Here is a 20,029-nt window from a genome sequence, read left to right on the forward strand (position 1 = left end):
TATGTCTCGACTATCGTCGTTATACCAAGAGTATTCTGTTTCTAATGAGCTAAATGAGCTAAATGAGCTAAATGAGCTAAATGAGCTAAATGAGCCTTTGGGAACTTTGAGTGATGAGGCCTTAGAGCGTTTCGTAAAGCACTTGTCTGAGACATGTTCTCCCGAAGTGATTGATGAGGCATTAAAAGTCATTTTTTCTTCAAGCTCTCCTTTTGTTGATCCTGAAGTGGCAACTTCCGCTAATGCTGAGCTGGTTGTTTTCCCTGATTGGGATGGTTTAGGAGTAGTTGATAAGGATGACACTCAATACATTGAACTAAATCCTAAACAGTCGATAAAACCAGCGATAAAGCTTAATGCTTCTATTGAAAAAAGATACGAAGAGTGGAAAAAACAGCTTAGTCCTAATGTTGATCAACGTTTTGCTCCAATGGCTTGCATGGTTCCAAAATTAAGTAGCGCTGATATTGTTAGAGCTGCATCTTTGAGTTCTTCTTCCTTATTAATAAAGAAAGACAAAAAAAATAAAGGAATGCTAAGTCAAGTGACGTTTGAGCCTGACTTTATTGTTCATGCTTCTCGTAACAAAAAAGCAAAAGAAGAATATTAGCCCTGAAACTCTAATAACAAATCGCTTAATGCCTTACGTTTTGAGTGAGGTATTGCTTTGAATATGTTTAAAGCTAATTGGGAAGTTGTTTTAGCTGAAGGGCTAAGAGTATGGCTAAAAGTTAGGTTCATAACGAAAGAGTGGCCGCATTCGGGGTCACTACAACTACAATATAAATCGCTATAACCCGCTGAAATACGGTTTGATTTTTGTATGCGGGCTTTCTCGCCGCATTCGGGGCAAACTACTCTCATATGGACACCATAAACGATAGAATCTGCCCCTATACTACTAAAAAATGATTAACATTTCGTCGAATAATCAGATTTAAATTCAGAAATAAAACATTCTATTGTACTAATACTCCATTCAGCTAAATCAAGGTTTAATAGTTTGAAAGGCCAGCTGTGTGGCTCATCAGCGATAGTTATATGATTTGGTACTTTGTCATATATTTTGTGTCGTTGCTGGGGTTTTGGAATTACTTGTTCGTATCCACTTGATTTGAAATGTACTAGCTCATTTCTAATATAAATGAGATCTTTAATCTCTTTCCAATAATGACTATTTTCTAGCCAACCCTTCCCAATTAAACAACTAGAAAGTTCATTTAACTTACTATCCATACTCGTTTTTCTTTGATATGCAATTGGTCCGTCTTCTGCAAGTAATGGCGGAATTTCGAGCTCAGGGTGCTGCTCTTTATATGAATGTAAAAAAAACGAGACTTGATTGAGAAATGCTTCAAGTGAACAAACTGAAAGTATTACAGCCGATAAGACATTAGGGAGGCTAGTATCGCGTGTAATAGTTTGGCAAAGGGTTCTTGCAGACATCAGATGGATATTGGTCATGTCAGGAATTTCATGATGTGAACCCCACCCATCATGTTGTTCATATCGCATCCAAGCTACCCTTTTTTTAGTTTCGTCACTGTCCCTTAAAGCATGCTTGAGTGAATTCTCTCCATCCTTGTATTGTTTGAACTCTTCATTTGTTCCTCCAAATTTGTTAGGGAGATAAACTGGTTCAAAGTCTGACTTTCCACAGCAGTCTATATACAACTTGTTTTCATCACATAAACAAATTGCTTTCTCATTCATTGCAATTCCGGATGTACCACACTCTTTAGCTGAGATTCTGAATTGTTCTTTGCGGAACTTAAGTTGTTCAAAGTGGTATTCTGAATTAACTTCATTGCATAGTTGTTCTACTTGCCACAAAAATTCTTTTGCCTTTTTGAATTGCTTAAGTTCAACATAATATGCAGCTAAATTTCCGAGAGATGTGATGATGTCAATTTTGTTACCGGTGATTCGAGATAAATAAAGGTCTTTATTCAGGTAAGCAATTGCTCGTTCGTATCTTCCTTTTGTCCAAAAGTATATTCCTAGATTACAGTAGTTGTTCGCTAGTCCTTGGATATCACCATCGTCCAGTTTAGACTTGGAAATATCTTCAATCTCAGATACCAATTCATCTGATTGGGCGATTTCTGCATGACGTAATTTGTCAAATGCGATATTGGCCCTAGCTCTATTTAGATGTTCTAACTCATCATGTTTTTCAAGAATTTCAACAGATTTACTCCAACAGGCTAAAGCCTTTTCTCTTTCATCGTTTGAACTAAAGGCTCTCCCTGCTTCTATCAAATACATCCCAAATCCTTTTTCATCTTTGTTACGTTCTTCATCGGTATCAAAGAAGTTCACGAGTATGTAATCGTGAATTGAACATGCAGACTCAATATATTGAAGAGTGAATAGGGTAGTAGCTTGGCTCGTTAATATCGAAAATTCATGTGCTTTAGATATTGAGCAGTTTTCTAGCTGTTCCAAAATCTCTAATGACTTTTGAGGCAGCCCTTGATGCCTATAACCAGTACTAAGCCCAGTTATAATATTTGCTCTCAGTTCTTCTGAGATCGTTTTTTTTTGTAAAAGGAGTTCAAGAGACTGGACTCCTTGATTTATGAGTTTTTTTTCGTGTTGTAATACTAAGCTTATAGCTTGTTCAAAAGTCGATTTATCGTCCATTTTTGCTATTTTCTTTGCTCGGGAAACCGATTTTGTTAAACAACACTTCTTATATTTTTTTCCACTACCACAAGGGCACATAGAATTTCTGCCTAGCTTGCTCATTTTATATGAATCTCATGTATAAAAGTATTTGAGTAGTGTCTTCCTTTTTATTATTAGAATCAATAGACTAACCCACGGAAAACGCACTCCTCCTCCCCACCTGAAGAGTTTTCGATCTCATTTTTTTGCAATTCTATTTCAGTGAAATTCTGCCGCCGCAATTGAAGGCTAACAAGCCGCTAGCCCTTTAGGAATAACGGGGTTTGCCGCAAGTTAACAGTGCTCAAAATGGCTTACAGAGCGCCTAGTAAAATTGCGAAGAGTGCAAAAAATTGCAAGGAATTGAAATTTTGATGATCAATGATGATCTGGTTGGTTTTGTTAAGCTATTGAAATTATGGGTTTTTTGTATTTTAGGTCAGTTTGTTAATGATCGTTTGTATTTTACGACGATCGTTTGAGTTGTTTCTCAGCCCTTATGAGGAAAGGGCTGAGCGCAAATTGAAGATAAAAACGTAATTGCAAAAAAAACATCACGCCACTTAGGCCGCCACATTGTCCAAATTGAAGGTTAAATGCAGGTGTTTGGGTACTTCTGGGTCGCTGTTCACTGCATCCATGAACATTTCGCAAGCGGGTATCACTTCATTTTTACAGTAAACGTAATCAAATTTAACTGGGTCACCACGAGTGCCACCATTGGGAATGATAGCGGCCAGTTCAACAGGGAAGCGGTGACCGGTGATCACCTCTTGCGCGGTGACGTTTTTAATTTTCTCGTACTCATCTTTTGTCGCAATGTCGCCAACGGGTATCAATTGAATCCCTTTCTCGTTGCCGTTTGGAATGTTGATGAACATCGAGCGGAAGTTCCCCACGCCACGGCTTGAAGCCATCTTCTGCTTTAGGTCTTCCTCATCGTCTTTACTCAAGTTCGGGTCAGTCGCATAGAAGATAAAGCCCATGTGCAAACCGTTTTTATAGTAACGGCGACGGAACGTGGTGGAGTCCTGGCTAAGCAAAGCAGATTGAACACAACCAAGGTAATCCGGTCCACCGTAGACTTGCTGCACTGGGTCATATTGTTTGATGAAAATGATGTCTTCTTTCTTGTAACTCTTCTGTTTGTCGTCTCGCTCTAAGAATGCGAAGTCACCGTTCTTACGTTTACGTAAATACATCGTAGGGATAGGCCATAGCCCAATGACTTTGCCAAAGTAATTACGCAGCTTAAGCAGGGCAGTGTCACCAAATTCTAAGAAGTCATGTACGGCTGATTGCATTTGTTGTTTTTGCATTCCACCTTGGGTGTAACGGCCCGCAATCATGTTACGGCGAGCCATTAAGATAGAACCGTGATAAGCGTTAGCCCGAGTGAGTTTATTTAAGCCAGCTCTATCGAGTGGCGGTTCCCAGTAGTTTCCGTCTTCGTTGTAGTAAAGCTCGTTGTATTCATAGTTGGTGAAATCACGGTCCATGATTTCTGGCTCACCAAAGCTAAACATCAAGCTTTCATCATTAGCGGATTCTTTCGTGATTATTTCTGTTGTGTGTTCAGTCATTGATTTACATCTGCCAAGTTGATTTACGTTTTTCAGAGTGATCGAGTGGCTCATTAATGCAGGCATGGGAAATCGCCCAAAAGGCATCGGCATGTCCGGTTAACTCGCTGCGCTCTGCTTTGAAGGTCATGTTGTTGCCGCTATTGGTGGTCGCTCGCTTAATCGCCATGAATGCCATGGCGATGTCTTTGTGTTCAGCATCAAACTGAATGCGGTTGGCTTCGACCACATCTATCATCTTCATCACCAAGCGGTTCTTACTCTCATTACTGTATTGAATGGCCACGGTTTCTCGCGGGTGTTTCTTGTTAATCAAGTCATAGACACCCGCGCCAATGCCTGTTGTATCAATACCCAAATAGCTCACGTTATAACGCTCAAACACTTTTGATACTTGCTGCGCCTGGTACTGAAAGTTCAAACCTCGCCAGTAGTGTTTTTCAAGTACTCTGAATTTTTCAACGGCAACAATGGGCGGTGCTACCACAACTAAGCAAGCATTGTCTCGAGTTCGGCTTGGGTCGTAACCTAACCAAACTTCACGGCGATCGAAGGGGTCTTTGTCATTGGGCTTGAAGTCGTGCCACCGGCTAATGTCCACCATGGCTTTTTCAAGGGCTGAGAACTTGAAGACGGAGCTGGCGCCATCAACGAAAATACACATAAACAGATTATCAAAATCGTCTTTGCTGTATTCGTCGCGCAGTTCATCAATATCAAAAAGCTCACAGCCGCCTGCAGCCGCATCTTCAATTGTGACTATGTAACGCCACTGCTTGTCTGGGCAGAGTCGGCCGCCATCTCGGTATTCGTCAAAGGTAGGGAACTCAATGTTGGTGCGAGTATCACGGCCTCTGCGCCATTGGTCACCGGTCCAAAATGTGTAAGCCTGGTGCGTTTTGGCGGAAGGTGTCGAGAAGTAGGTTTTGCGCCAGTTCTTATGAGTGGCCATAGCTGACGCGAGTTTGTTCAGCTCATCGAATTTCGGGATCCAGAAATACTCATCCACATAAACATGGCCATGATAACTTTGCGCGGTTTTTGAGTTGGTGGACAAAAATCTGAGCTCAGCCCCGTTAGAGAGAATGATCGGGTTACCCGTCAATTCAACACCTAAAAACTCTTCACCAATCGCAATTATGTAGCTTCTGAATACTTCGGCCTGGGCGCGAGAAGCGGATAAGAATATCTGGTTATCGCCAGTCAAAATCGCATCTTCTAACGCTTCACCACTGAAGTAATAGGTGGCGCCAATCTGACGAGATTTAAGAATATTACGCGTACGCTGGTGCAGGTTGTTACGCATCGTGTGCTGGTATTCAAAGAGTGATTCATGCCAGGTCGCGAAGTTCTCTTTGGTCAGCTCAGCAATATTGTTCTTCTTTTTGCTCTTCTTTTTCTGCTTGTCGTCTGACTTATTAGAACGAGAGTTTTTTCCGTTAGTTTTAGCCGCTGGTTCAGTTTCTTTGGCTGAGTGTTTCTCGCCAACTGGCTGAGCTTGAGCATGGAATTTTTTAAGTTGTACGTGGTGCTTGATGAGCCTATCAAGCATATCGAGCTGGCCTTTGGTTGGGTTTTCTAGCTCAAGCAGGGTTTCAATTCTACGCGCTATCGATTCATCAATCGTTTGCTCGCGCAACATATCACGCCATCCAAATTTGTCAGCCCAGTGATAAATGATTCTGGTGCTGTTCAAACCTAGTTCGGAAGCGATTTCATTGGGCGTCCAAGCCTTTAAATAAAGGGAGCGGGCCGCGTGTCGTGTTTCAGGAGAATATGCCATGGACCAATCATACGCCGAGGTAACAACCTAAATTGCATAGCAAAATTCGGATGGGTTCGGATACGCCCTGTATCCGAATTGGTCGGAATTGAAGTGGCTGAAACGGGTAAATCAAAGGCGTATTGTGAATGCCAGAAACACCTAACTGACAAATTAATACTAGGTAAAAAACTCAAATGGCAAAAACCAGTGATTGGAAAATTGTAGCAACAGAAGGGCCGACGGTTGATGGTCGTAAGATCACCCGAGAATGGCTCATGCAGATTGCAGAAAATTATGCCTTGAGTGAATACACCGCTTTGATTTGGCCTGAACACAAACGCTTTGCTGGTTACGGAAGTAACTGGGGCAAAGTACTTGCGGTTAAAGCTGAAGAAGTGGATGGGAAAATGCGCTTGTTTGCCAAACTTGAACCTAATCAATATTTACTTGAAGCCAATAAGCTTGGGCAGAAGCTGTTTACCTCCATAGAACCCAACCCAGACTATAAAGGGCAAGGAAAGTGCTACCTGATGGGATTAGCCGTGACCGATTCCCCTGCGTCGTCTGGTGTTTCATTACTTCAGTTTTCGCGACAAGAAGGTCAAACCACAGAGCTGAGTTGCAGCCAACTGGAAGAAATCAGCCTTGATGAGTGTTACTCAAAAACAGACCGATTCTTTGCCTTGTGTAATGCCTTTTTCAATTCTGGTGATGAACAACCAGAGCCACAACCTGATCCTGAACCAGAGGAAGAAGAAGTGACCGAAGAACAACTCAAAGCTGCACTGAAAGAGCAGTTCGGCATTATGAAAGGTGAGCTAAAGGATGAACTCAAACAAGAGTTTAACCTGCAAACGCAAACACCTAACGAACCCGAAGCCAAACCAGAAGGTGAAGTTCAAACGTTCTCTTTGGAGCAGTTCTCTAGTGAATTAGAGAAGCAGCTTGCTCCTGTAGCCGAGCAAGTACAAAACCTTGAAACCCAGTTCGCAAAGCTTAAGCAAGAAGTCCCTGGTCAAAAGCCAGGTGAAGAAGGCAACGGCGGCGAATCAACAGTGGAGGTCGTGTAAATGCTCAATGCAGTATCGACTCAATTTTTAGATGAATATTGCCAAGCCGTAGCAAAGGCGGGCGGCGTTGTAGATGCGTCTAAGCAATTCAATATCACGCCTGTGATGGAAACGAAGCTTCGCCAAGCCATTGTTGAATCCGACTCTTTCTTAAACCGTATTTCGAATATCTCGGTTGACCAAATTAAAGGTCAAGTGATCGATGTGGGTGACAGTGGCTTGCTGACAGGTCGAGTTAAAGACGGTCGTTTCATGGGCTCTCTTGACCAAAGCGGCAATACCTACGAGCTAACCGAAACGGACTCAGGCGCTCATATCAACTGGATTACGATGACAATCTGGGCGAACTCGGGTGGTAAAGGTCAGTGGATGAAGCTGATGAACAACGCCATCACGCGTAATTTCGCTTTAGATAAGCTGCGTATTGGTTTCCACGGCACCTCCATTGCGGGTGAGAGTACGGATCCTAAAGCAAACCCAATGGGTGAAGACGTTAATAAAGGTTGGCTACAACTCGCAAAAGAGAAAGCACCGGCTCAAGTCTTACCAGCGGTGAAATTGGATTCGACAGGGGCAACCGAGGGTTCATATCGAAACCTCGATTCACTGGTTAACGATCTGATTAACACCACTATCCATGAAGTGCATCAAGGCGACCCGGATTTAGTGGTTTTGATTGGCCGCAACTTAGTGGCCGCAGAGCAGCATCGTTTATTGGAATCGGCAGAAGTACCCACCGAGCACAAAGCCGCGCAGAGCTTGGCTAAGACCGTTGCAGGTAAAACGGTGTATACACCGCCATTTTTCCCGCCGGACATGATTTGGGTAACGAACTTAAGCAACCTGCAAATCCTGACTCAAAAAGGAACGCAGTGGCGTAAGTCTCGTAATGAAGAAGACCGTAAGCGCTTCGAAACGTCATACCTACGTATGGAAGGTTACGCGGTGGGCAATTACCACAAGTTTGCAGCGATTGAAGAAGTCACTGTCATTGTGCCAGCCGCAGGTTAAGGGGAAGACATGGCCAGTCCATTAGCGAAGTTGCGCCAAGAAGCCTTGGCAAAACAGCAAAAGCAATCGACACCTGAGAAACAGTTTGTTGCTAATCCTAACAGCCTTCACCTGCTTTTAGCTGAACTCGAAAGTGATTTGAAGGTGCTAAAAACCTTCAATCGTAAGGATGAAAAGGTGAACCACAAACGTGAAGTTTTGGTCCCTAAATATCGTGAAGCAATTGAAGCTTACCTAGCCGGTGACGAGCAGTTCGATAACCCGTTATTTACTCAGATGGTGATTTGGCTCTTTGATATCGAAGATCTAGAAACCGCCATCAAGTGGTGTGATATCGCTATTGAACGCGGGCTAGATACACCAGAACGATTCAAGCGTGATTTTGCCACCTTCTGTGCGGATGAAGTCTTGGCTTGGTCAGAGCGTATGGCAGACAAAGGCCAATCGATTGAGCCTTACTTCTCCCAGGTATTTGAGAAGGTCACTGACGACTGGAGCATCAACGAAAAGCCAACGGCTAAATGGTTGAAGTTCGCGGGCCTGTACCTACTGCGTAACGATGAAGGTAAGCCTCATGCGGCCTCTGTCGGAGATGTGGCGACGTTACAGAAAGCGCGAACTCATCTTCAAAACGCGCATGAGCAATACAGCGCGATTGGTGTCAGCACCATGATCGATAACATTGACCAACGTATCCGAGCATTAGAGAGTGGCGACAACCTCTAGCTTAAAACAGCTCCTATGCCACCGCGCCTCGACTGACGAGGAAGAGCAAGTGATTCATCACCCTGCTTATTCCGTCGACTCAGTGGCTAGAGGCGCCCTAATTAACTGCAGTAGCAAAAAGGTTGAATCATGAGCTTTGGCGGAAAAATGGATAAAACGAGTGACCAAGCCATACCTGGTGAAGGTTGGCCAAGCTTATCGACCGATGAGTTTCGCCAATTACGCCGTATTCCGCATACGTTTGATAACGACTCTATTGCTGCGGCCATCACGATTGCTGCGCTGAATATTCAAGAGAAGTTAGATCGCTTGTTGGTTGATGGTATTCCGCCATCAATGAGCATCGCCAAAACCACATTGTACAAACGTGCGGTGTATGGCCGAGCTCACTCTGAATTGTTACCCGAGTTTGCGACTCAAGACAGGCGTAAAGAAGGGGACAACGCGGCGATAGATGAGCCACAACAGGCGGCACGTTTCCTAGCTCAAAGTAATAAAGATGTCTCTCAATTGCTCGGGCGCAGTGCTAATGGCATCGATTCGATATGAGCGACACGGTTTACAACAAAACCAAGCTTGAGCATTTAACGGATTACATCGTTAGTCACCTCAATAGCAATGTGCTCGATAACAAGATTGATGCGTGGCAAGAAAACGGCTCGATAGTGCCTAGTGGTGAAGACCGTGGGAATGGTGGGTATATCGCCTGTTTCTGGAAATACAACGCGGTGATCTCGGTTGAGGAATTCCCTCACCAATTACTAGACCCACGCTGTTTGTTGGCTCTGATTGCTTGCTGGCTAAGTGACCATGAAGAAGAGCGTAACGAGCAAGAGCTTGAAGACCCGACTTTATCAGTAGATGTGATCAGCAGCGAAGCGGCCGATGTGAGTATTGAACTTGAACTGATGGAGCCGATAGAACTGGTACCTGATGAAGCAGGAATGATCACTTGGCGCGGGACTCGATACCGAGTTCAAGCCGTCGAGATATATACCGCCGAAGAAGCGGAGTTGGTGAATGAAGCCGACAGTTAATGTTAATCAAAGGGATGTGCTCAACCTGCAAGAAAAGTTTGCCATGTTAGCGCTTCCACCCAGAAAGCGTGTTTGGATATTGAAAACCCTAGGGCGCTGGGAAAAAGCCAAGACTCGAAAGCGCATTCAGCAACAAAAAGACATTCACGGCCAAGCCTTAGCACCGAAGAAACGGAATAAGCGCGGAAAAGTCATGCGACGTATGGCCAAGGGGTTGACCCCCTATGTAAGAAACGCCAATACGCTCGACCTAACTTGGAGCAATCCGCTCACCGCAAAAATTGCAGCCAGGCATCACCTTGGTCAAAAACAAAAAATGACCAAGCGCCAAATGCAAAAGCGGTGGGGAAAACCAAACTATTCTGCGCCTTGCTCTAAAGGGCAAGCGAGAAAACTGAGGGAACTGGGTTACACGGTCCCGCGTAAGAGTGGCAAGGGAAGGAAGAAACCCACACTCAAGTTGTTGATGGCTACCGTAACCCACGGGCAAGCAGGACAAATTATTCGTGAGTTGAGCAATCAACCGAGTGTGTCGACTTGGGATATCCCCTTAAAAGAACGTCAGATATTAGGCAGTAAGGAACGCGAAGTCACCCGCCAACTCATCACCATTTTTGAGCAGGCCAGAAAGCGAAAATAAGCGAGGAAATAACCAATGGCAACCGGAAAGGTAGAGGTTAACAACCTCAATTTAGGGCAAGGCGGGATCCCAGAAATTGAACGCCACCTGCTTTATATCGGGCGTACCGATAAAGCTGAACTGCAAGGCAAAGTTACGCGTGTGAATAACATGACCAACCTTGATGAGGTCGTAGCCGATGACGCTCTGGGCGCTAACCTCAAAGCGGCGCAGCTCAATGGGAAACAGAACTGGACAGGCGCCGTGTTTGGTCTCGCTGAAGGTAAAACGTGGCAGGAAGCGGTTGATATTGCTAATCGCACGGACTCGTTTGAAGGGGTTTGTGTGGTGGACATCGTGACCAGCAAAGCAGATTTTCAAGCGATGCAAAGTAAAGCGACTGAGCTCACCAGCAAGCTTGGCCGTTGGGTGTTCTTCTTAGCGGCGTGTCCTGGCATCGATAAGAGTAAGCAAACTTGGGCGAAATACGAAACCAGTCTATTGGCGTTAGTGAAAGATGTGTCGGCCAATATGGTGACGCCTGTGCCGATGCTCAATGGCAATAACATTGGTGTGTTGGGTGGGCGCTTGTGCGATCGAGCGGTGACTGTCGCCGACAGTCCAATGCGAGTAGCAACGGGCAGCGTGTTGGGGCTTGGTGAAATGCCTATTGATAGCGCAGGTAAACCACTGGAAATGAGCACCATCGCAGTGTTAGCCGATGCGCGTTATTCATTGCCGCAATGGTATGCCGACATGGAAGGGGTGTATTGGACAGACGCGACTACGTTGGAAGCGAAGGGCGGGGACTATCAATATCTAGAATACGTTCGTCCGGTTCACAAACTGAATCGCCGCGTTCGCATCAAAGCGATCCGCCGTATTGCTGACCGCATTCTGAATTCAACGCCACCGAGTATCGAACTTAACCGCACTTACTTCAGCAAAGACATGCGCGATATGTCGAAGACCACGGAGATTGGTGGCATTCCGTTCCCTGGTGAAATCATGCCACCAAGCGATCAAGACGTCACCATCACGTGGCAAAGCAAAACAAAAGTCGTGATTGGTTTGATGGTCACGCCACACAACTGCCCGAAACAAATTGTTGTGAACATTGGGCTTGATCTCTCTAACCCTGCAGATACGGAGGCGTAACCATGAGCATGCGTATTTCTGGCAAGAACATGCACTTTTCAATGGGTGACTACAAGCTCACCGCGCAAAAGGTCACGCTGTCGATTGAAGATAATTCTGCCGTCAACAAAACTAATGGTGTGCCTGACGGCTATGTCGATGGTGATGTGGCCGCCAGTGGTGAAATGGAACTGACCACGCAGCAATTTAACCGATTAGGCAAAGCCGCTAAAAGCGCCGGCTCTTGGCGCGGTATGCCGGACTTTGATGCCTTGTTCTACGGCAAAATTGATAAAGACGAATTGAAGATTGAAGCCTTTGGTTGTCGTCTGAAAATCTCAGACTTACTCGATGCGGATTCCAATGGTGGCAGTGCATTAGTCCATAAGTTGCCGTTCGAAGTGACCAGTCCAGATTTTGTGAAAATCAATGGCGTTCCATATTTGCGCCCAGATGAAACCGAAGATTTGGTTCAGTAACGTTTGCTCAGTAAGTAGGGATTGAAATGTCTGATGTTCTTGACCAAGCCAGTGGCTTTGAAAGCCAATTCACGGAAGTGGCGCTTACCAACCAGTTGGCAAGGGCTAAGCAAGTTAACCAGCGGGAAAGCGCACAGGAATGCGGCGAATGCGGTGTTCCCATTCCAGAAGCTCGCCGCCAACACATATCAGGGTGCCAATATTGCACTCAATGCCAAAGCGAATTGGAGCGAATGAAACGATGAAACACTATTTGATGAAACGCCGTTACTTTGAACATGGCACCTATTCGTATCTCTATCGCCCTGATGGTTCCAAAGTCTGTTGCGTGGTTGAACGACCAATGCTCAACAACAAGCCTAGTGAATCTTGCATTGTTGAAGGCACTTACGACCTTTTGCCGCATCAATCTCCACGCTTTGGCCACTGTTATGCAGTAGAAGAGCCAATGTTAGGCGTCACCCGCAGCGGGCCAAGCCTTCGAACTCATGTGCTGATCCATAAGGCCAATAAACCGAGTGATCTGCAGGGGTGTTTAGCACCCGGTGTCGATTTTGGTTTCGTCGGAAATGAATGGGCCGTTGTCAATTCTAGTCACGCTTTCAAAGTGTTGATGGCAGAGCTGAACGGTAAACCAGCCAAACTCACCATCGTTAAGGATTAAATCATGTGGGACAAAATTAAATCACTACTTGGTAGTGCAGCGCCACTTATTGGCACTGTTATCGGTGGCCCTGCAGGGGGCGCGGTTGCGGGAATGGTCGCCAGTGCACTTGGAGTGGACAGCAGCCCGAAAGCCATTGAACAGGCACTTATCAATAACCCAGAAGCGTTATTGAAAATTAAACAGCTTGAGTCTGATGAACGGGTAAAGCTTCGTGAATTTGCCTTTCAACATGCTGAACTGGAAAGTGAAGAACGTAAGCTTGCCATAGCCCAACAAGCCTCAACAATGAAAGTTGAAATGGCGAGTCATGATCCATTTGTAAGGCGTTGGCGCCCTACTTGGGGTTACACCTTGTGTTTGAGTTGGGCGCTGATGTTCTTTGGACTGTTTGTTGTGATGATTATTGAGCCAAAAGAAGCGGCCAATGTCGTCAATGCCATTGTCGCGCTGACACCATTGATTTCTGTTGCTCTTGCTGTACTTGGTGTGAACATCCACAAACGTTCCGTAGATAAGCAAATCACTGCGGGACAAAAGCCGCTTAGCCTAATTGGTGGACTAAAGCAGGCGGTAAAAGGGGGCTAGATGGACCCGACTTGGTTATCTGCGCTGGTCGCCCTTGCCACCTTGTTGGTGATGTTGATCGGTGCATTGATTAGCAAACTGTTTTCTCTTTCGAAAGAGCTTGCTGACTATAAAACCCATGTGGCGGAGAGCTACGCCACCAAAGAAGAAGTGAAGGATGGTTTTGAGCGACTTGAGCGTCAACTTGAAACCGGACTCACCCGAATTTATGAATCACTAAAGCGAGAAGCAGCATGACAAAATCCATTGTTTTAACCGTTGGCACAACCGACCTTGAATTCAACCCAACACCGGCAGAATACGACGAAGCGCAAAATACCATCCTTTCAGGTGATGCAAGCGCGGCAGCACACAACTTTTTGATGAGCTGTGTGAGTGAAGGTTCAAAAGACGCACTGCGTGAGATGACTAAAGAGAACGCCGGTGCAGCAATGCAGATTTATGGTGCGGTTCTTAAAGAGTACACGCCGAAGCTTGTTATCTCAGTAAAAAAATAGATGCGCTTGTCGCGGCCATTGATGGAAGTGACAGGCAAAAGATGTATGCGTGGCGGCGTAAGTGGCTACCCGATGCCCTTGATACTGACCAAAATCTTGCCTATGCGATTTGGTTAGAGAAGAACCATTGGGAAAACATGCAAGCCGTTACCGCAAGTGGGGTGGCCAAAGCCTTTGGCGCCTAACTCTAATCAGCATAAAGAGAGTGGTTGATGTTACCTGAAGCGCTCAGATTTCAAGTTGGATTGATTGACCAGATATCAAAACCTCTGGGCAACATTCAGCGCCAAATATCCGATGTCACGAATACCTACAAACAAGGTACTCAAACGATGGTTTCGGGCGCAGCTGGCATGGTAGGCGCAGGTTTTGCCCTGCAACAAGCGTTAATGCCAGCCATTGAAATGGATAGAAAGCTCGGTGAAGTCAAATCACTCGGCGTTGCTGATGAACAACTCAAAACCCTTGCTCAAACGGCAATGAAATTCTCAGTGGATTATGGCAAGTCAGCCACGGAGTTTGTGGCCGCTTCTTATGACATCCAATCCGCGATTGCTGGATTAGGAGGTAATGAGCTGTCTGAGTTTACGAGAGCGTCGGGTGTGCTCGCGGCTGCAACGAAAGCGGATACTGGAACCATCACCAATTACGTTGGGACTATGTATGGCATTTTTCAAAACTCGGCCAATGAAATGGGCAAAGCGGATTGGGTGAACACACTAGGTGGTCAAACGGCCAGAGCTGTGCAGATGTTCAAAACGACCGGTGCAGGTATGTCTTCTGCGTTTACCTCAGTTGGAGCGGCGGCGACCTCTGTTGGTGTCGGCATGACCGAGCAAATGGCCATTCTCGGTACGTTGCAAGCCACGATGAGTGGCAGCGAAGCGGGCACAAAATACCGTTCGTTCCTAGCCGGTACCGCAAAAGCCCAAGAAGCATTGAACATGCAGTTCACTAATGCTCAAGGGCAGATGCTGCCTATTGTCGACATTCTTAACCAAATTAAAGGCCGTTACGGTGACACGATTTCGGTGGCAGAAGCGGCTGAACTGAGCAAAGCGTTTGGTACCAAAGAAGCGTCGGCCATGATCCAGCTACTGATGCAAAACACGGATGGTCTTGCCAACTCCATTTCTGAACTTGGCCAAGTTAAGGGTTTGGATGTCGCCGAACAAATGGCTAGCGCCATGACCGACCAATGGGAACGGCTAGAGCAAGGCGTGTTTGCGGTGCGAACGGCCTTTGGCGCAGCATTGTTGCCTGCGCTTTTACCTGTGGTTTCTAGTTTGTCTGATGGCGCGATGGAAATCATCGAATGGACTCAGATGTTCCCAAATTTCACCAAATACATTGGCTTTGCTGGCGTAGCTCTTTTGGGCTTGGTGGCTGCAGGTGGCCTGTTGACCATGATATCTGGCGCTTTGAAAGTGGCTTGGGCAACGATGACTTTAGGTGTAGGCGTGACCAAAACCGTCACGGTGGCGATGTGGGGATTATCAAAAGGGGTGATGGGCGCTACGTGGGCGTTCTTGAAACTATCGGTGGCGTTACTGGCTAACCCTATTTTCTTAATTGCTGCCGGTGTTGTGGCTGCCATTGCAGCGGTTGGGGCTCTGATTTATTACTGGGCCGACCTGAAAGCGTCATTTGGTGATACGACTTGGTTTCAAGTGTTAGAAGGCGCAATCGCGTTAATTACGCTGCCATTTAGAACCCTGTTTGAGTTTATCAAAGCAGGTTGGCAATGGGTGATGAGTGGCTTTACCGATACCAGTGGTTTTACGTTTGTTGGTCAGATGGTGGATTCGTTAAGCAACGGATTTAAAAGCTTGGTGTTCGGTTGGCAGATGCTGAAAGTAGAAATGGCAGATACTGGGTGGTTTACCGTAATTTCAGGGGCGTTAGAGCTGCTGACGTTACCATTTCAAACGCTGTTTCAATTCCTGTCTGCAGGTTGGCAATGGGTGATGAGTGGTTTTATTGATACCAGTGGTTTTACGTTTATTGGTCAGGTGGTGGATTCGTTAAGCAACGGATTTAAAAGCTTGGTCTTTGGTTGGCAAATGCTGAAAGTAGAAATGACAGATACTGGGTGGTTTTCCGTGATTTCAGGGGCGTTAGAGCTGCTGACGCTGCCATTTCAAACGCTGTTTCAATTTCTGTCTGCAGGTTGGCAATGGGTAATGAGTGGTTTTACTGATACCAGTGGCTTTGCCTTCATTGGACAAATGGCCGACTCGATGCGAAATGTCTTTGGCAGTGTCTTTAGTTGGTTTACGGATAAGTTGGCGGGGATTTGGGAAAACCTAAAAGGGTTTGTTGATTGGTTACCAGGCTTTGGCAGTGAAAGTGATGAGTTAAAAGTGAAATCTAAGTCAGTGCAAAGCGCAGCGCCTCAAGCTCAAGTCCAGCCAGGTGGCGCGGCCAAGAGTATTGCTAGCTACCAAACGAGTTCAACCAATTACGGTGGTGTTGCAATTTATCCCACTTACATGAGTAGCCCACAAGACATGGCGAGCGAACTAGAAATGGCAGCGGGCTAATGGCGGAGTTCTTTTATCAAGACATTCTCATTGAAAACGGTGACGTGGTACTCGATGCCGGCCGTAACCCAGTGTTGATTCATGATCGTGCGGTGATAGCACAAGACATTAAACACGCGATTATTGAAAGTAATGTCGCGATCCATTTGATAGCTGAACGTAGTCCCGCGAAAAAAGCCGACGCGCGTACGCAACTCGAACTGTTGGTCGAAGAAGACGTTCGTCTGGTGCCTGGTACGGTTCGCATCGAAGAAGTGAACGATGGGCAAATTTATATTTTTGCAGAAACAGTGCGCTTTGGCAGCGTAAGCACAGAGGTGAACTTTGACTGATATCCCGAAACCGAACTTTACTGAGCTTGCTGAAAAGGCAGGGCTACCGCTCGAAGCCTCAGAGTGGAAAGCGACACTCAAAGAGGAAGCTCGAAAGCAAGGCAGCACCATCGCAAACGATTCTCAGTATTCTCCATTTTGGCGCTTGATTGAAACCATGGTGATTGGTCCAACGGTGTGGTTGGTGAACCGATTTCTGGTTGGGTACGTGTTGCCCAATATGTTCGTGGCGACGGCAAAAGACAAATGGCTCGATTTATGGGCGTGGCAATTCAACGTGAAGCGAAAGCCCTCGACCAAAGCGGGGGGGCAAGTGGTGATACACCGAGCCGCGAAGCAAGGGCCGGCCATTGTCGTACCCAAAGGCACGGTGATACAAACCGACCCCATTAACGGCACAGTTTACCGAGTGATATTAAGCTAGGACACGACACTGCAAGAGCATGAAGCGTCAACGGTTGGCAAGGTGGAGGCCGAGCATGAAGGCGCGGCCTTTAATCTAGGCGAAGGGTATTTCCATGTCCTAACCACGGCGGTTCCAGGTATTAGCCGTGCGGTGAATACCGCCGATTGGTTAATCAAAGCGGGCGCCGATGAAGAGAGTGACGACCAATTGAGGGTGCGCATTCGCAATCAATTTAGTGGGGTGGCGAAATGGCACATTGATGCGGCTTATCGTTCATTGCTGATGTTGCGCGCCGGTATCAACAGTGAAAATGTCTACTTCAAGCACAACGCGCCCCGAGGCCCTGGTTCGGCGAATGCGTTTATTCTATTGGATTCTGGGGAGCCATCGCCTCAAATGCTGGCCGATTTAAACACGCACATTAATCACGAAGGGAATCATGGCCATGGTGATGATTTAAGAGTGTATGCCATGCCAGGCAATACCATCACAGTGAAGTGTCGAGTGTGGATAGGGCGAATACTGTCGATAGAAGAGAGCGCGCAGCTTGAAAGCAATATTGCGCTTTTTATTGGCTCGGCCTTTAGGCAGAACACCGATTATAACGTGACCAAAACCAAGCCTTCTTCGCGGTTTAGTTTTTCGAGATTGGCCCAAGAGCTGCACGGTGAATTCGCCGTATTAGAATCGATTGAATTTGATAATGCTGATCTAACCAATGGCATGGAAGTACCAAGAATGGGCCATTTGGAGGTCAGTATTGAAACGGCCTAACTTTACGCTCAAGCATTGGATGGGTAAGGGCGAGATCTACAAACTAGGACAGGCTTTGCTTGGGTATTGGTCGCGAGTACAAGACGTATTGGAGTGGCCGCTTAGGCAGTTAGACCCGATGGTCGCCCCTATCGAATTTGTTGATTTGATGGCTTGGCAACGCGACATCGAACGTCTGCCTAAAGAGCCCGAGCATATCTACCGTATTCGAGTGAATTTTGCTTACGCCTTTGCAACCGGTGGCGGCTCAGAGGTGGGCTGGGAAACCATGTTCGATCAGCTGGGTTATCCCCATATCGAAATCGATGAGCGTTTGAACTATTACCCTTGGGACGTGGTGAGCGTCAAAGTGCGAGACAGTGATTTGAATGAAGTCCCTGGCTTGATGGACGCCTTGGTTCGCCAATATGGCAGAACCTGCCGTCGATACAGCTTTGATGTGACAACGGCGGCTTATCCTCATATTTCAGTCACCGAGTTCAGTCACACCCATGAAACGTACAGCGCATCAATAGGATAGGTTATGGCAGTCATTACCATTGCAGGCGAGCAGCTTATTGCTCGAAAACAACAAGCAAAACAGCCCTTGGTGATCCGTGAGTTTGTGTTGGCGCATGTGCCAAACTTAGATCCTCTGATACCGCCACGAAGAGACCAATCGCTTCCGGCGAGTGGACTGATTGTGTTTCGCAGTGCACCGACGCGTAGCGCTTGTGTGAATGGAAACGAGGTTGTTTATTCGCTGATTTTAGATAACACGGTGGGCAACTTTCAATTCAATTGGCTCGGCCTGGTCAGCGAAGAAGGGGTGTTGATATCAGCCAATCACATGGTGGTGCAATCCAAACGTAAGAACAACGAACGCACCAGTGAAGAAGGCAACAACTTAACGCGCAACTTCTTGCTGAAGTTCTCCGGCGCTCAGGCCATCACCAATATTACCGTGACGCCAGAGACGTGGCAGTTTAATTACGAAGCCAAGCTCGATGACATGGACACTTTACTCGCCCAGTTGACTGTCGGGCTCATTGAGACCCAAAAGGATGTTGTTGAGCAAAGCCATGAAAACTTGATGCTCAGTGAGACAAATTGCCACTTGAATCAACGCCTAGATACGCTAACGGATGACCTTGCCTTAACCAACGAAAAGCACCAGGTCTTTTCTCATTCAATGCAAAGTCACTATGAGTATACCGAGCAGCAACGCATAGAAATGGACGTCACGTTGACGGCGTTTTTGATTCAGACCCAAAAGCAAACCATAGAACAAGAGCATGAATTAATGAAGTTACGAGAGTCTTTAAGAGTGAAGGAGAGCGGTGATGAGTAATGTGGATGTGTTATTGAAGCAAGCGGTGGATGCGTCTTTGCAACAGACGGCGGCTAGCAAACAATTGTCGGACGATGTGAAGGGGAAAATTGGCCAAATAAACGCAACAGTGGCAGCCAAAGTCAAACAACTGGAAGAGTGGAAGGAGTCTGCCAATGCAGACCAATTAAAAGGAGTCGCTCGATACGTACACATCATTGATTTGACAGAAGCCTCGGTGGATTACTTTTTTCCTGTGTGGTGGAAAATGCTTACTAACGAGCATGGTGGCTGTGAAATAGAGATAACTCGACATTACAGCAGAGATAGTTCTTTGAGACCGTTTGGAGCGGGTGTTGTACATATCGCTGGCCTTTTATTACAGCTAGAAGGGAATGATTCAGGTTGGGGGGGAGATGGTCAATACCTTCAAATTAAGCGCATATCCCAAACGTATCGGGAAACGGTTAAAAAAATTGGTCACCGAATGACATGTATCGCAAGGCCGATTAAGGGTGCAAAGCCGTTATATGGTGGCGTGAAGTCTGGAGATATCGTTGGGTGTCCGAGACAAAGCGGTTGTTATTTGCGCGGTGGGCTAAAATATGTCGTCGTGACTAATTGGGACACAGACGTCAATTTTAGTAAGGAAGTCGGCGAAGTTGAGATGGACCATTCAACACAGAGCTCTTTTGAAATCATGTGGGCTGTCAAAGCTTACGCGCTAGATGACTCGTTTCTTGGTGAGCGATATGCAGAGACAAGAAATGCGTACCAATACACCAATAAACAACTGTTTGAACCAAAGTCATAAGGGGT

24 protein-coding genes and 1 pseudogene are annotated in these 20,029 nt (G+C 46.2%); 21 read left to right on the top strand and 4 right to left on the bottom strand.

Annotation, left to right across the window (positions count from 1 at the left end):
- Position 1 precedes the first annotated feature (1 nt).
- Positions 2 to 610, top strand: a complete 609-nt coding sequence (locus tag M4S28_RS21075) for a hypothetical protein (protein ID WP_249632757.1) — start codon at positions 2 to 4, stop codon at positions 608 to 610.
- On the opposite strand, the gene M4S28_RS21080 is transcribed toward M4S28_RS21075, so the two are convergent.
- The 4 genes from M4S28_RS21080 to M4S28_RS21095 form a co-directional block, all read right to left on the bottom strand.
- The gene (locus M4S28_RS21080; RefSeq protein WP_249632758.1) at positions 607 to 864 is read right to left on the bottom strand and encodes an Ogr/Delta-like zinc finger protein; all 258 of its coding nucleotides are present in this window, start codon (positions 862 to 864) and stop codon (positions 607 to 609) included. The two genes, M4S28_RS21075 and M4S28_RS21080, sit on opposite strands and share 4 nt — an antisense overlap.
- Before the next feature lie 48 nt (positions 865 to 912).
- On the bottom strand, positions 913 to 2,751 hold the full coding sequence (locus M4S28_RS21085; protein WP_249632759.1) for a tetratricopeptide repeat protein: 1,839 nt from the start codon (positions 2,749 to 2,751) through the stop codon (positions 913 to 915).
- A 482-nt stretch (positions 2,752 to 3,233) separates the two neighbouring features.
- Entirely contained in the window at positions 3,234 to 4,253 is a 1,020-nt protein-coding gene (locus tag M4S28_RS21090) for a phage portal protein (RefSeq protein WP_249632760.1), read from the bottom strand.
- A 4-nt stretch (positions 4,254 to 4,257) separates the two neighbouring features.
- Entirely contained in the window at positions 4,258 to 6,036 is a 1,779-nt protein-coding gene (locus M4S28_RS21095; protein ID WP_249632761.1) for a terminase large subunit domain-containing protein, read from the bottom strand.
- 176 nt (positions 6,037 to 6,212) lie between these two features.
- On the opposite strand from M4S28_RS21095, the gene M4S28_RS21100 reads away from it, so the two are divergent.
- The 20 genes and pseudogenes from M4S28_RS21100 (at position 6,213) to M4S28_RS21195 (ending at position 20,024) form a co-directional block, all read left to right on the top strand.
- Entirely contained in the window at positions 6,213 to 7,088 is an 876-nt protein-coding gene (locus M4S28_RS21100; protein ID WP_108180606.1) for a GPO family capsid scaffolding protein, read from the top strand.
- Positions 7,089 to 8,099, top strand: coding sequence for a phage major capsid protein, P2 family (locus tag M4S28_RS21105; protein WP_016796847.1), 1,011 nt, complete (start codon positions 7,089 to 7,091; stop codon positions 8,097 to 8,099).
- Between the two features lie 9 nt (positions 8,100 to 8,108).
- Positions 8,109 to 8,825: a phage terminase small subunit gene (gpM, locus tag M4S28_RS21110; protein WP_016788144.1), complete on the top strand. Its 717-nt coding sequence runs from the start codon at positions 8,109 to 8,111 to the stop codon at positions 8,823 to 8,825.
- Between the two features lie 129 nt (positions 8,826 to 8,954).
- Positions 8,955 to 9,374, top strand: coding sequence for a head completion/stabilization protein (locus M4S28_RS21115; RefSeq protein WP_016788145.1), 420 nt, complete (start codon positions 8,955 to 8,957; stop codon positions 9,372 to 9,374).
- Complete coding sequence (locus tag M4S28_RS21120; protein ID WP_016788146.1) at positions 9,371 to 9,862, top strand: phage tail protein; 492 nt, start codon at positions 9,371 to 9,373, stop codon at positions 9,860 to 9,862. The genes M4S28_RS21115 and M4S28_RS21120 overlap by 4 nt, the downstream gene beginning before the upstream one ends.
- A complete protein-coding gene (locus tag M4S28_RS21125; RefSeq protein WP_249632762.1) occupies positions 9,846 to 10,502 on the top strand; it encodes a virion morphogenesis protein in 657 nt (218 codons plus the stop codon). Before M4S28_RS21120 ends, M4S28_RS21125 begins: the two co-directional genes overlap by 17 nt.
- 15 nt (positions 10,503 to 10,517) lie before the next feature.
- Positions 10,518 to 11,639 (top strand): DUF2586 domain-containing protein, encoded by a 1,122-nt coding sequence (locus M4S28_RS21130; protein ID WP_102576115.1) that lies wholly within the window; start codon positions 10,518 to 10,520, stop codon positions 11,637 to 11,639.
- 2 nt (positions 11,640 to 11,641) lie between these two features.
- Positions 11,642 to 12,097 (top strand): phage protein, encoded by a 456-nt coding sequence (locus M4S28_RS21135; RefSeq protein WP_016788149.1) that lies wholly within the window; start codon positions 11,642 to 11,644, stop codon positions 12,095 to 12,097.
- A 26-nt stretch (positions 12,098 to 12,123) separates the two neighbouring features.
- The gene (locus tag M4S28_RS21140) at positions 12,124 to 12,342 is read left to right on the top strand and encodes a TraR/DksA C4-type zinc finger protein (protein WP_016788150.1); all 219 of its coding nucleotides are present in this window, start codon (positions 12,124 to 12,126) and stop codon (positions 12,340 to 12,342) included.
- Positions 12,339 to 12,761, top strand: coding sequence for a DUF5675 family protein (locus M4S28_RS21145; protein ID WP_016788151.1), 423 nt, complete (start codon positions 12,339 to 12,341; stop codon positions 12,759 to 12,761). The genes M4S28_RS21140 and M4S28_RS21145 overlap by 4 nt, the downstream gene beginning before the upstream one ends.
- A gap of 3 nt (positions 12,762 to 12,764) precedes the next feature.
- The gene (locus M4S28_RS21150) at positions 12,765 to 13,349 is read left to right on the top strand and encodes a 3TM-type holin (protein ID WP_016788152.1); all 585 of its coding nucleotides are present in this window, start codon (positions 12,765 to 12,767) and stop codon (positions 13,347 to 13,349) included.
- Positions 13,350 to 13,586 carry a hypothetical protein gene (locus M4S28_RS21155; protein WP_016788153.1) on the top strand — a complete coding sequence of 79 codons (237 nt, stop codon included), beginning with the start codon at positions 13,350 to 13,352 and terminating at the stop codon, positions 13,584 to 13,586. It abuts the gene before it with no gap.
- Complete coding sequence (locus tag M4S28_RS21160) at positions 13,583 to 13,846, top strand: putative phage tail assembly chaperone (RefSeq protein ID WP_016796843.1); 264 nt, start codon at positions 13,583 to 13,585, stop codon at positions 13,844 to 13,846. The genes M4S28_RS21155 and M4S28_RS21160 overlap by 4 nt, the downstream gene beginning before the upstream one ends.
- 41 nt (positions 13,847 to 13,887) lie before the next feature.
- Entirely contained in the window at positions 13,888 to 14,031 is a 144-nt protein-coding gene (locus tag M4S28_RS21165) for a DUF6890 family protein (protein ID WP_249632763.1), read from the top strand.
- Between the two features lie 27 nt (positions 14,032 to 14,058).
- Positions 14,059 to 16,389, top strand: a complete 2,331-nt coding sequence (locus M4S28_RS21170; protein WP_249632764.1) for a phage tail tape measure protein — start codon at positions 14,059 to 14,061, stop codon at positions 16,387 to 16,389.
- Positions 16,389 to 16,721, top strand: coding sequence for a DUF2590 family protein (locus M4S28_RS21175; protein ID WP_016788158.1), 333 nt, complete (start codon positions 16,389 to 16,391; stop codon positions 16,719 to 16,721). Before M4S28_RS21170 ends, M4S28_RS21175 begins: the two co-directional genes overlap by 1 nt.
- Positions 16,714 to 17,901 (top strand): annotated as a pseudogene (locus M4S28_RS21180) (baseplate J/gp47 family protein). The gene M4S28_RS21175 and the pseudogene M4S28_RS21180 overlap by 8 nt, the downstream one beginning before the upstream one ends.
- 19 nt (positions 17,902 to 17,920) lie before the next feature.
- On the top strand, positions 17,921 to 18,421 hold the full coding sequence (locus M4S28_RS21185) for a hypothetical protein (RefSeq protein ID WP_016796839.1): 501 nt from the start codon (positions 17,921 to 17,923) through the stop codon (positions 18,419 to 18,421).
- Positions 18,422 to 18,424: 3 nt separating this feature from the next.
- Entirely contained in the window at positions 18,425 to 19,231 is an 807-nt protein-coding gene (locus M4S28_RS21190; protein ID WP_249632765.1) for a phage tail-collar fiber domain-containing protein, read from the top strand.
- Complete coding sequence (locus M4S28_RS21195) at positions 19,224 to 20,024, top strand: hypothetical protein (protein ID WP_249632766.1); 801 nt, start codon at positions 19,224 to 19,226, stop codon at positions 20,022 to 20,024. Before M4S28_RS21190 ends, M4S28_RS21195 begins: the two co-directional genes overlap by 8 nt.
- The last annotated feature ends 5 nt before the right edge of the window (positions 20,025 to 20,029 follow it).

The sequence above is a fragment of the Vibrio sp. J383 genome, assembly GCF_023503985.1.
Classification (GTDB): domain Bacteria; phylum Pseudomonadota; class Gammaproteobacteria; order Enterobacterales; family Vibrionaceae; genus Vibrio; species Vibrio splendidus.

Excerpts from the sequence above, each read along its gene's own strand:
- M4S28_RS21105 (WP_016796847.1), top strand. The coding sequence starts at position 7,089 with ATGCTCAATGCAGTATCGACTCAATTTTTAGATGAATATTGCCAAGCC.
- M4S28_RS21140 (WP_016788150.1), top strand. The coding sequence starts at position 12,124 with ATGTCTGATGTTCTTGACCAAGCCAGTGGCTTTGAAAGCCAATTCACG.
- M4S28_RS21170 (WP_249632764.1), top strand. The coding sequence starts at position 14,059 with ATGTTACCTGAAGCGCTCAGATTTCAAGTTGGATTGATTGACCAGATA.
- M4S28_RS21195 (WP_249632766.1), top strand. The coding sequence starts at position 19,224 with ATGAGTAATGTGGATGTGTTATTGAAGCAAGCGGTGGATGCGTCTTTG.
- gpM (WP_016788144.1), top strand. The coding sequence starts at position 8,109 with ATGGCCAGTCCATTAGCGAAGTTGCGCCAAGAAGCCTTGGCAAAACAG.
- M4S28_RS21090 (WP_249632760.1), bottom strand. The coding sequence starts at position 4,253 with ATGACTGAACACACAACAGAAATAATCACGAAAGAATCCGCTAATGAT.
- M4S28_RS21120 (WP_016788146.1), top strand. The coding sequence starts at position 9,371 with ATGAGCGACACGGTTTACAACAAAACCAAGCTTGAGCATTTAACGGAT.
- M4S28_RS21085 (WP_249632759.1), bottom strand. The coding sequence starts at position 2,751 with ATGAGCAAGCTAGGCAGAAATTCTATGTGCCCTTGTGGTAGTGGAAAA.
- M4S28_RS21075 (WP_249632757.1), top strand. The coding sequence starts at position 2 with ATGTCTCGACTATCGTCGTTATACCAAGAGTATTCTGTTTCTAATGAG.
- M4S28_RS21190 (WP_249632765.1), top strand. The coding sequence starts at position 18,425 with ATGGCAGTCATTACCATTGCAGGCGAGCAGCTTATTGCTCGAAAACAA.
- M4S28_RS21155 (WP_016788153.1), top strand. The coding sequence starts at position 13,350 with ATGGACCCGACTTGGTTATCTGCGCTGGTCGCCCTTGCCACCTTGTTG.
- M4S28_RS21130 (WP_102576115.1), top strand. The coding sequence starts at position 10,518 with ATGGCAACCGGAAAGGTAGAGGTTAACAACCTCAATTTAGGGCAAGGC.
- M4S28_RS21135 (WP_016788149.1), top strand. The coding sequence starts at position 11,642 with ATGAGCATGCGTATTTCTGGCAAGAACATGCACTTTTCAATGGGTGAC.
- M4S28_RS21125 (WP_249632762.1), top strand. The coding sequence starts at position 9,846 with ATGAAGCCGACAGTTAATGTTAATCAAAGGGATGTGCTCAACCTGCAA.
- M4S28_RS21150 (WP_016788152.1), top strand. The coding sequence starts at position 12,765 with ATGTGGGACAAAATTAAATCACTACTTGGTAGTGCAGCGCCACTTATT.
- M4S28_RS21185 (WP_016796839.1), top strand. The coding sequence starts at position 17,921 with ATGGGTAAGGGCGAGATCTACAAACTAGGACAGGCTTTGCTTGGGTAT.
- M4S28_RS21165 (WP_249632763.1), top strand. The coding sequence starts at position 13,888 with ATGTATGCGTGGCGGCGTAAGTGGCTACCCGATGCCCTTGATACTGAC.
- M4S28_RS21160 (WP_016796843.1), top strand. The coding sequence starts at position 13,583 with ATGACAAAATCCATTGTTTTAACCGTTGGCACAACCGACCTTGAATTC.
- M4S28_RS21115 (WP_016788145.1), top strand. The coding sequence starts at position 8,955 with ATGAGCTTTGGCGGAAAAATGGATAAAACGAGTGACCAAGCCATACCT.
- M4S28_RS21095 (WP_249632761.1), bottom strand. The coding sequence starts at position 6,036 with ATGGCATATTCTCCTGAAACACGACACGCGGCCCGCTCCCTTTATTTA.
- M4S28_RS21080 (WP_249632758.1), bottom strand. The coding sequence starts at position 864 with ATGAGAGTAGTTTGCCCCGAATGCGGCGAGAAAGCCCGCATACAAAAA.
- M4S28_RS21100 (WP_108180606.1), top strand. The coding sequence starts at position 6,213 with ATGGCAAAAACCAGTGATTGGAAAATTGTAGCAACAGAAGGGCCGACG.
- M4S28_RS21145 (WP_016788151.1), top strand. The coding sequence starts at position 12,339 with ATGAAACACTATTTGATGAAACGCCGTTACTTTGAACATGGCACCTAT.
- M4S28_RS21175 (WP_016788158.1), top strand. The coding sequence starts at position 16,389 with ATGGCGGAGTTCTTTTATCAAGACATTCTCATTGAAAACGGTGACGTG.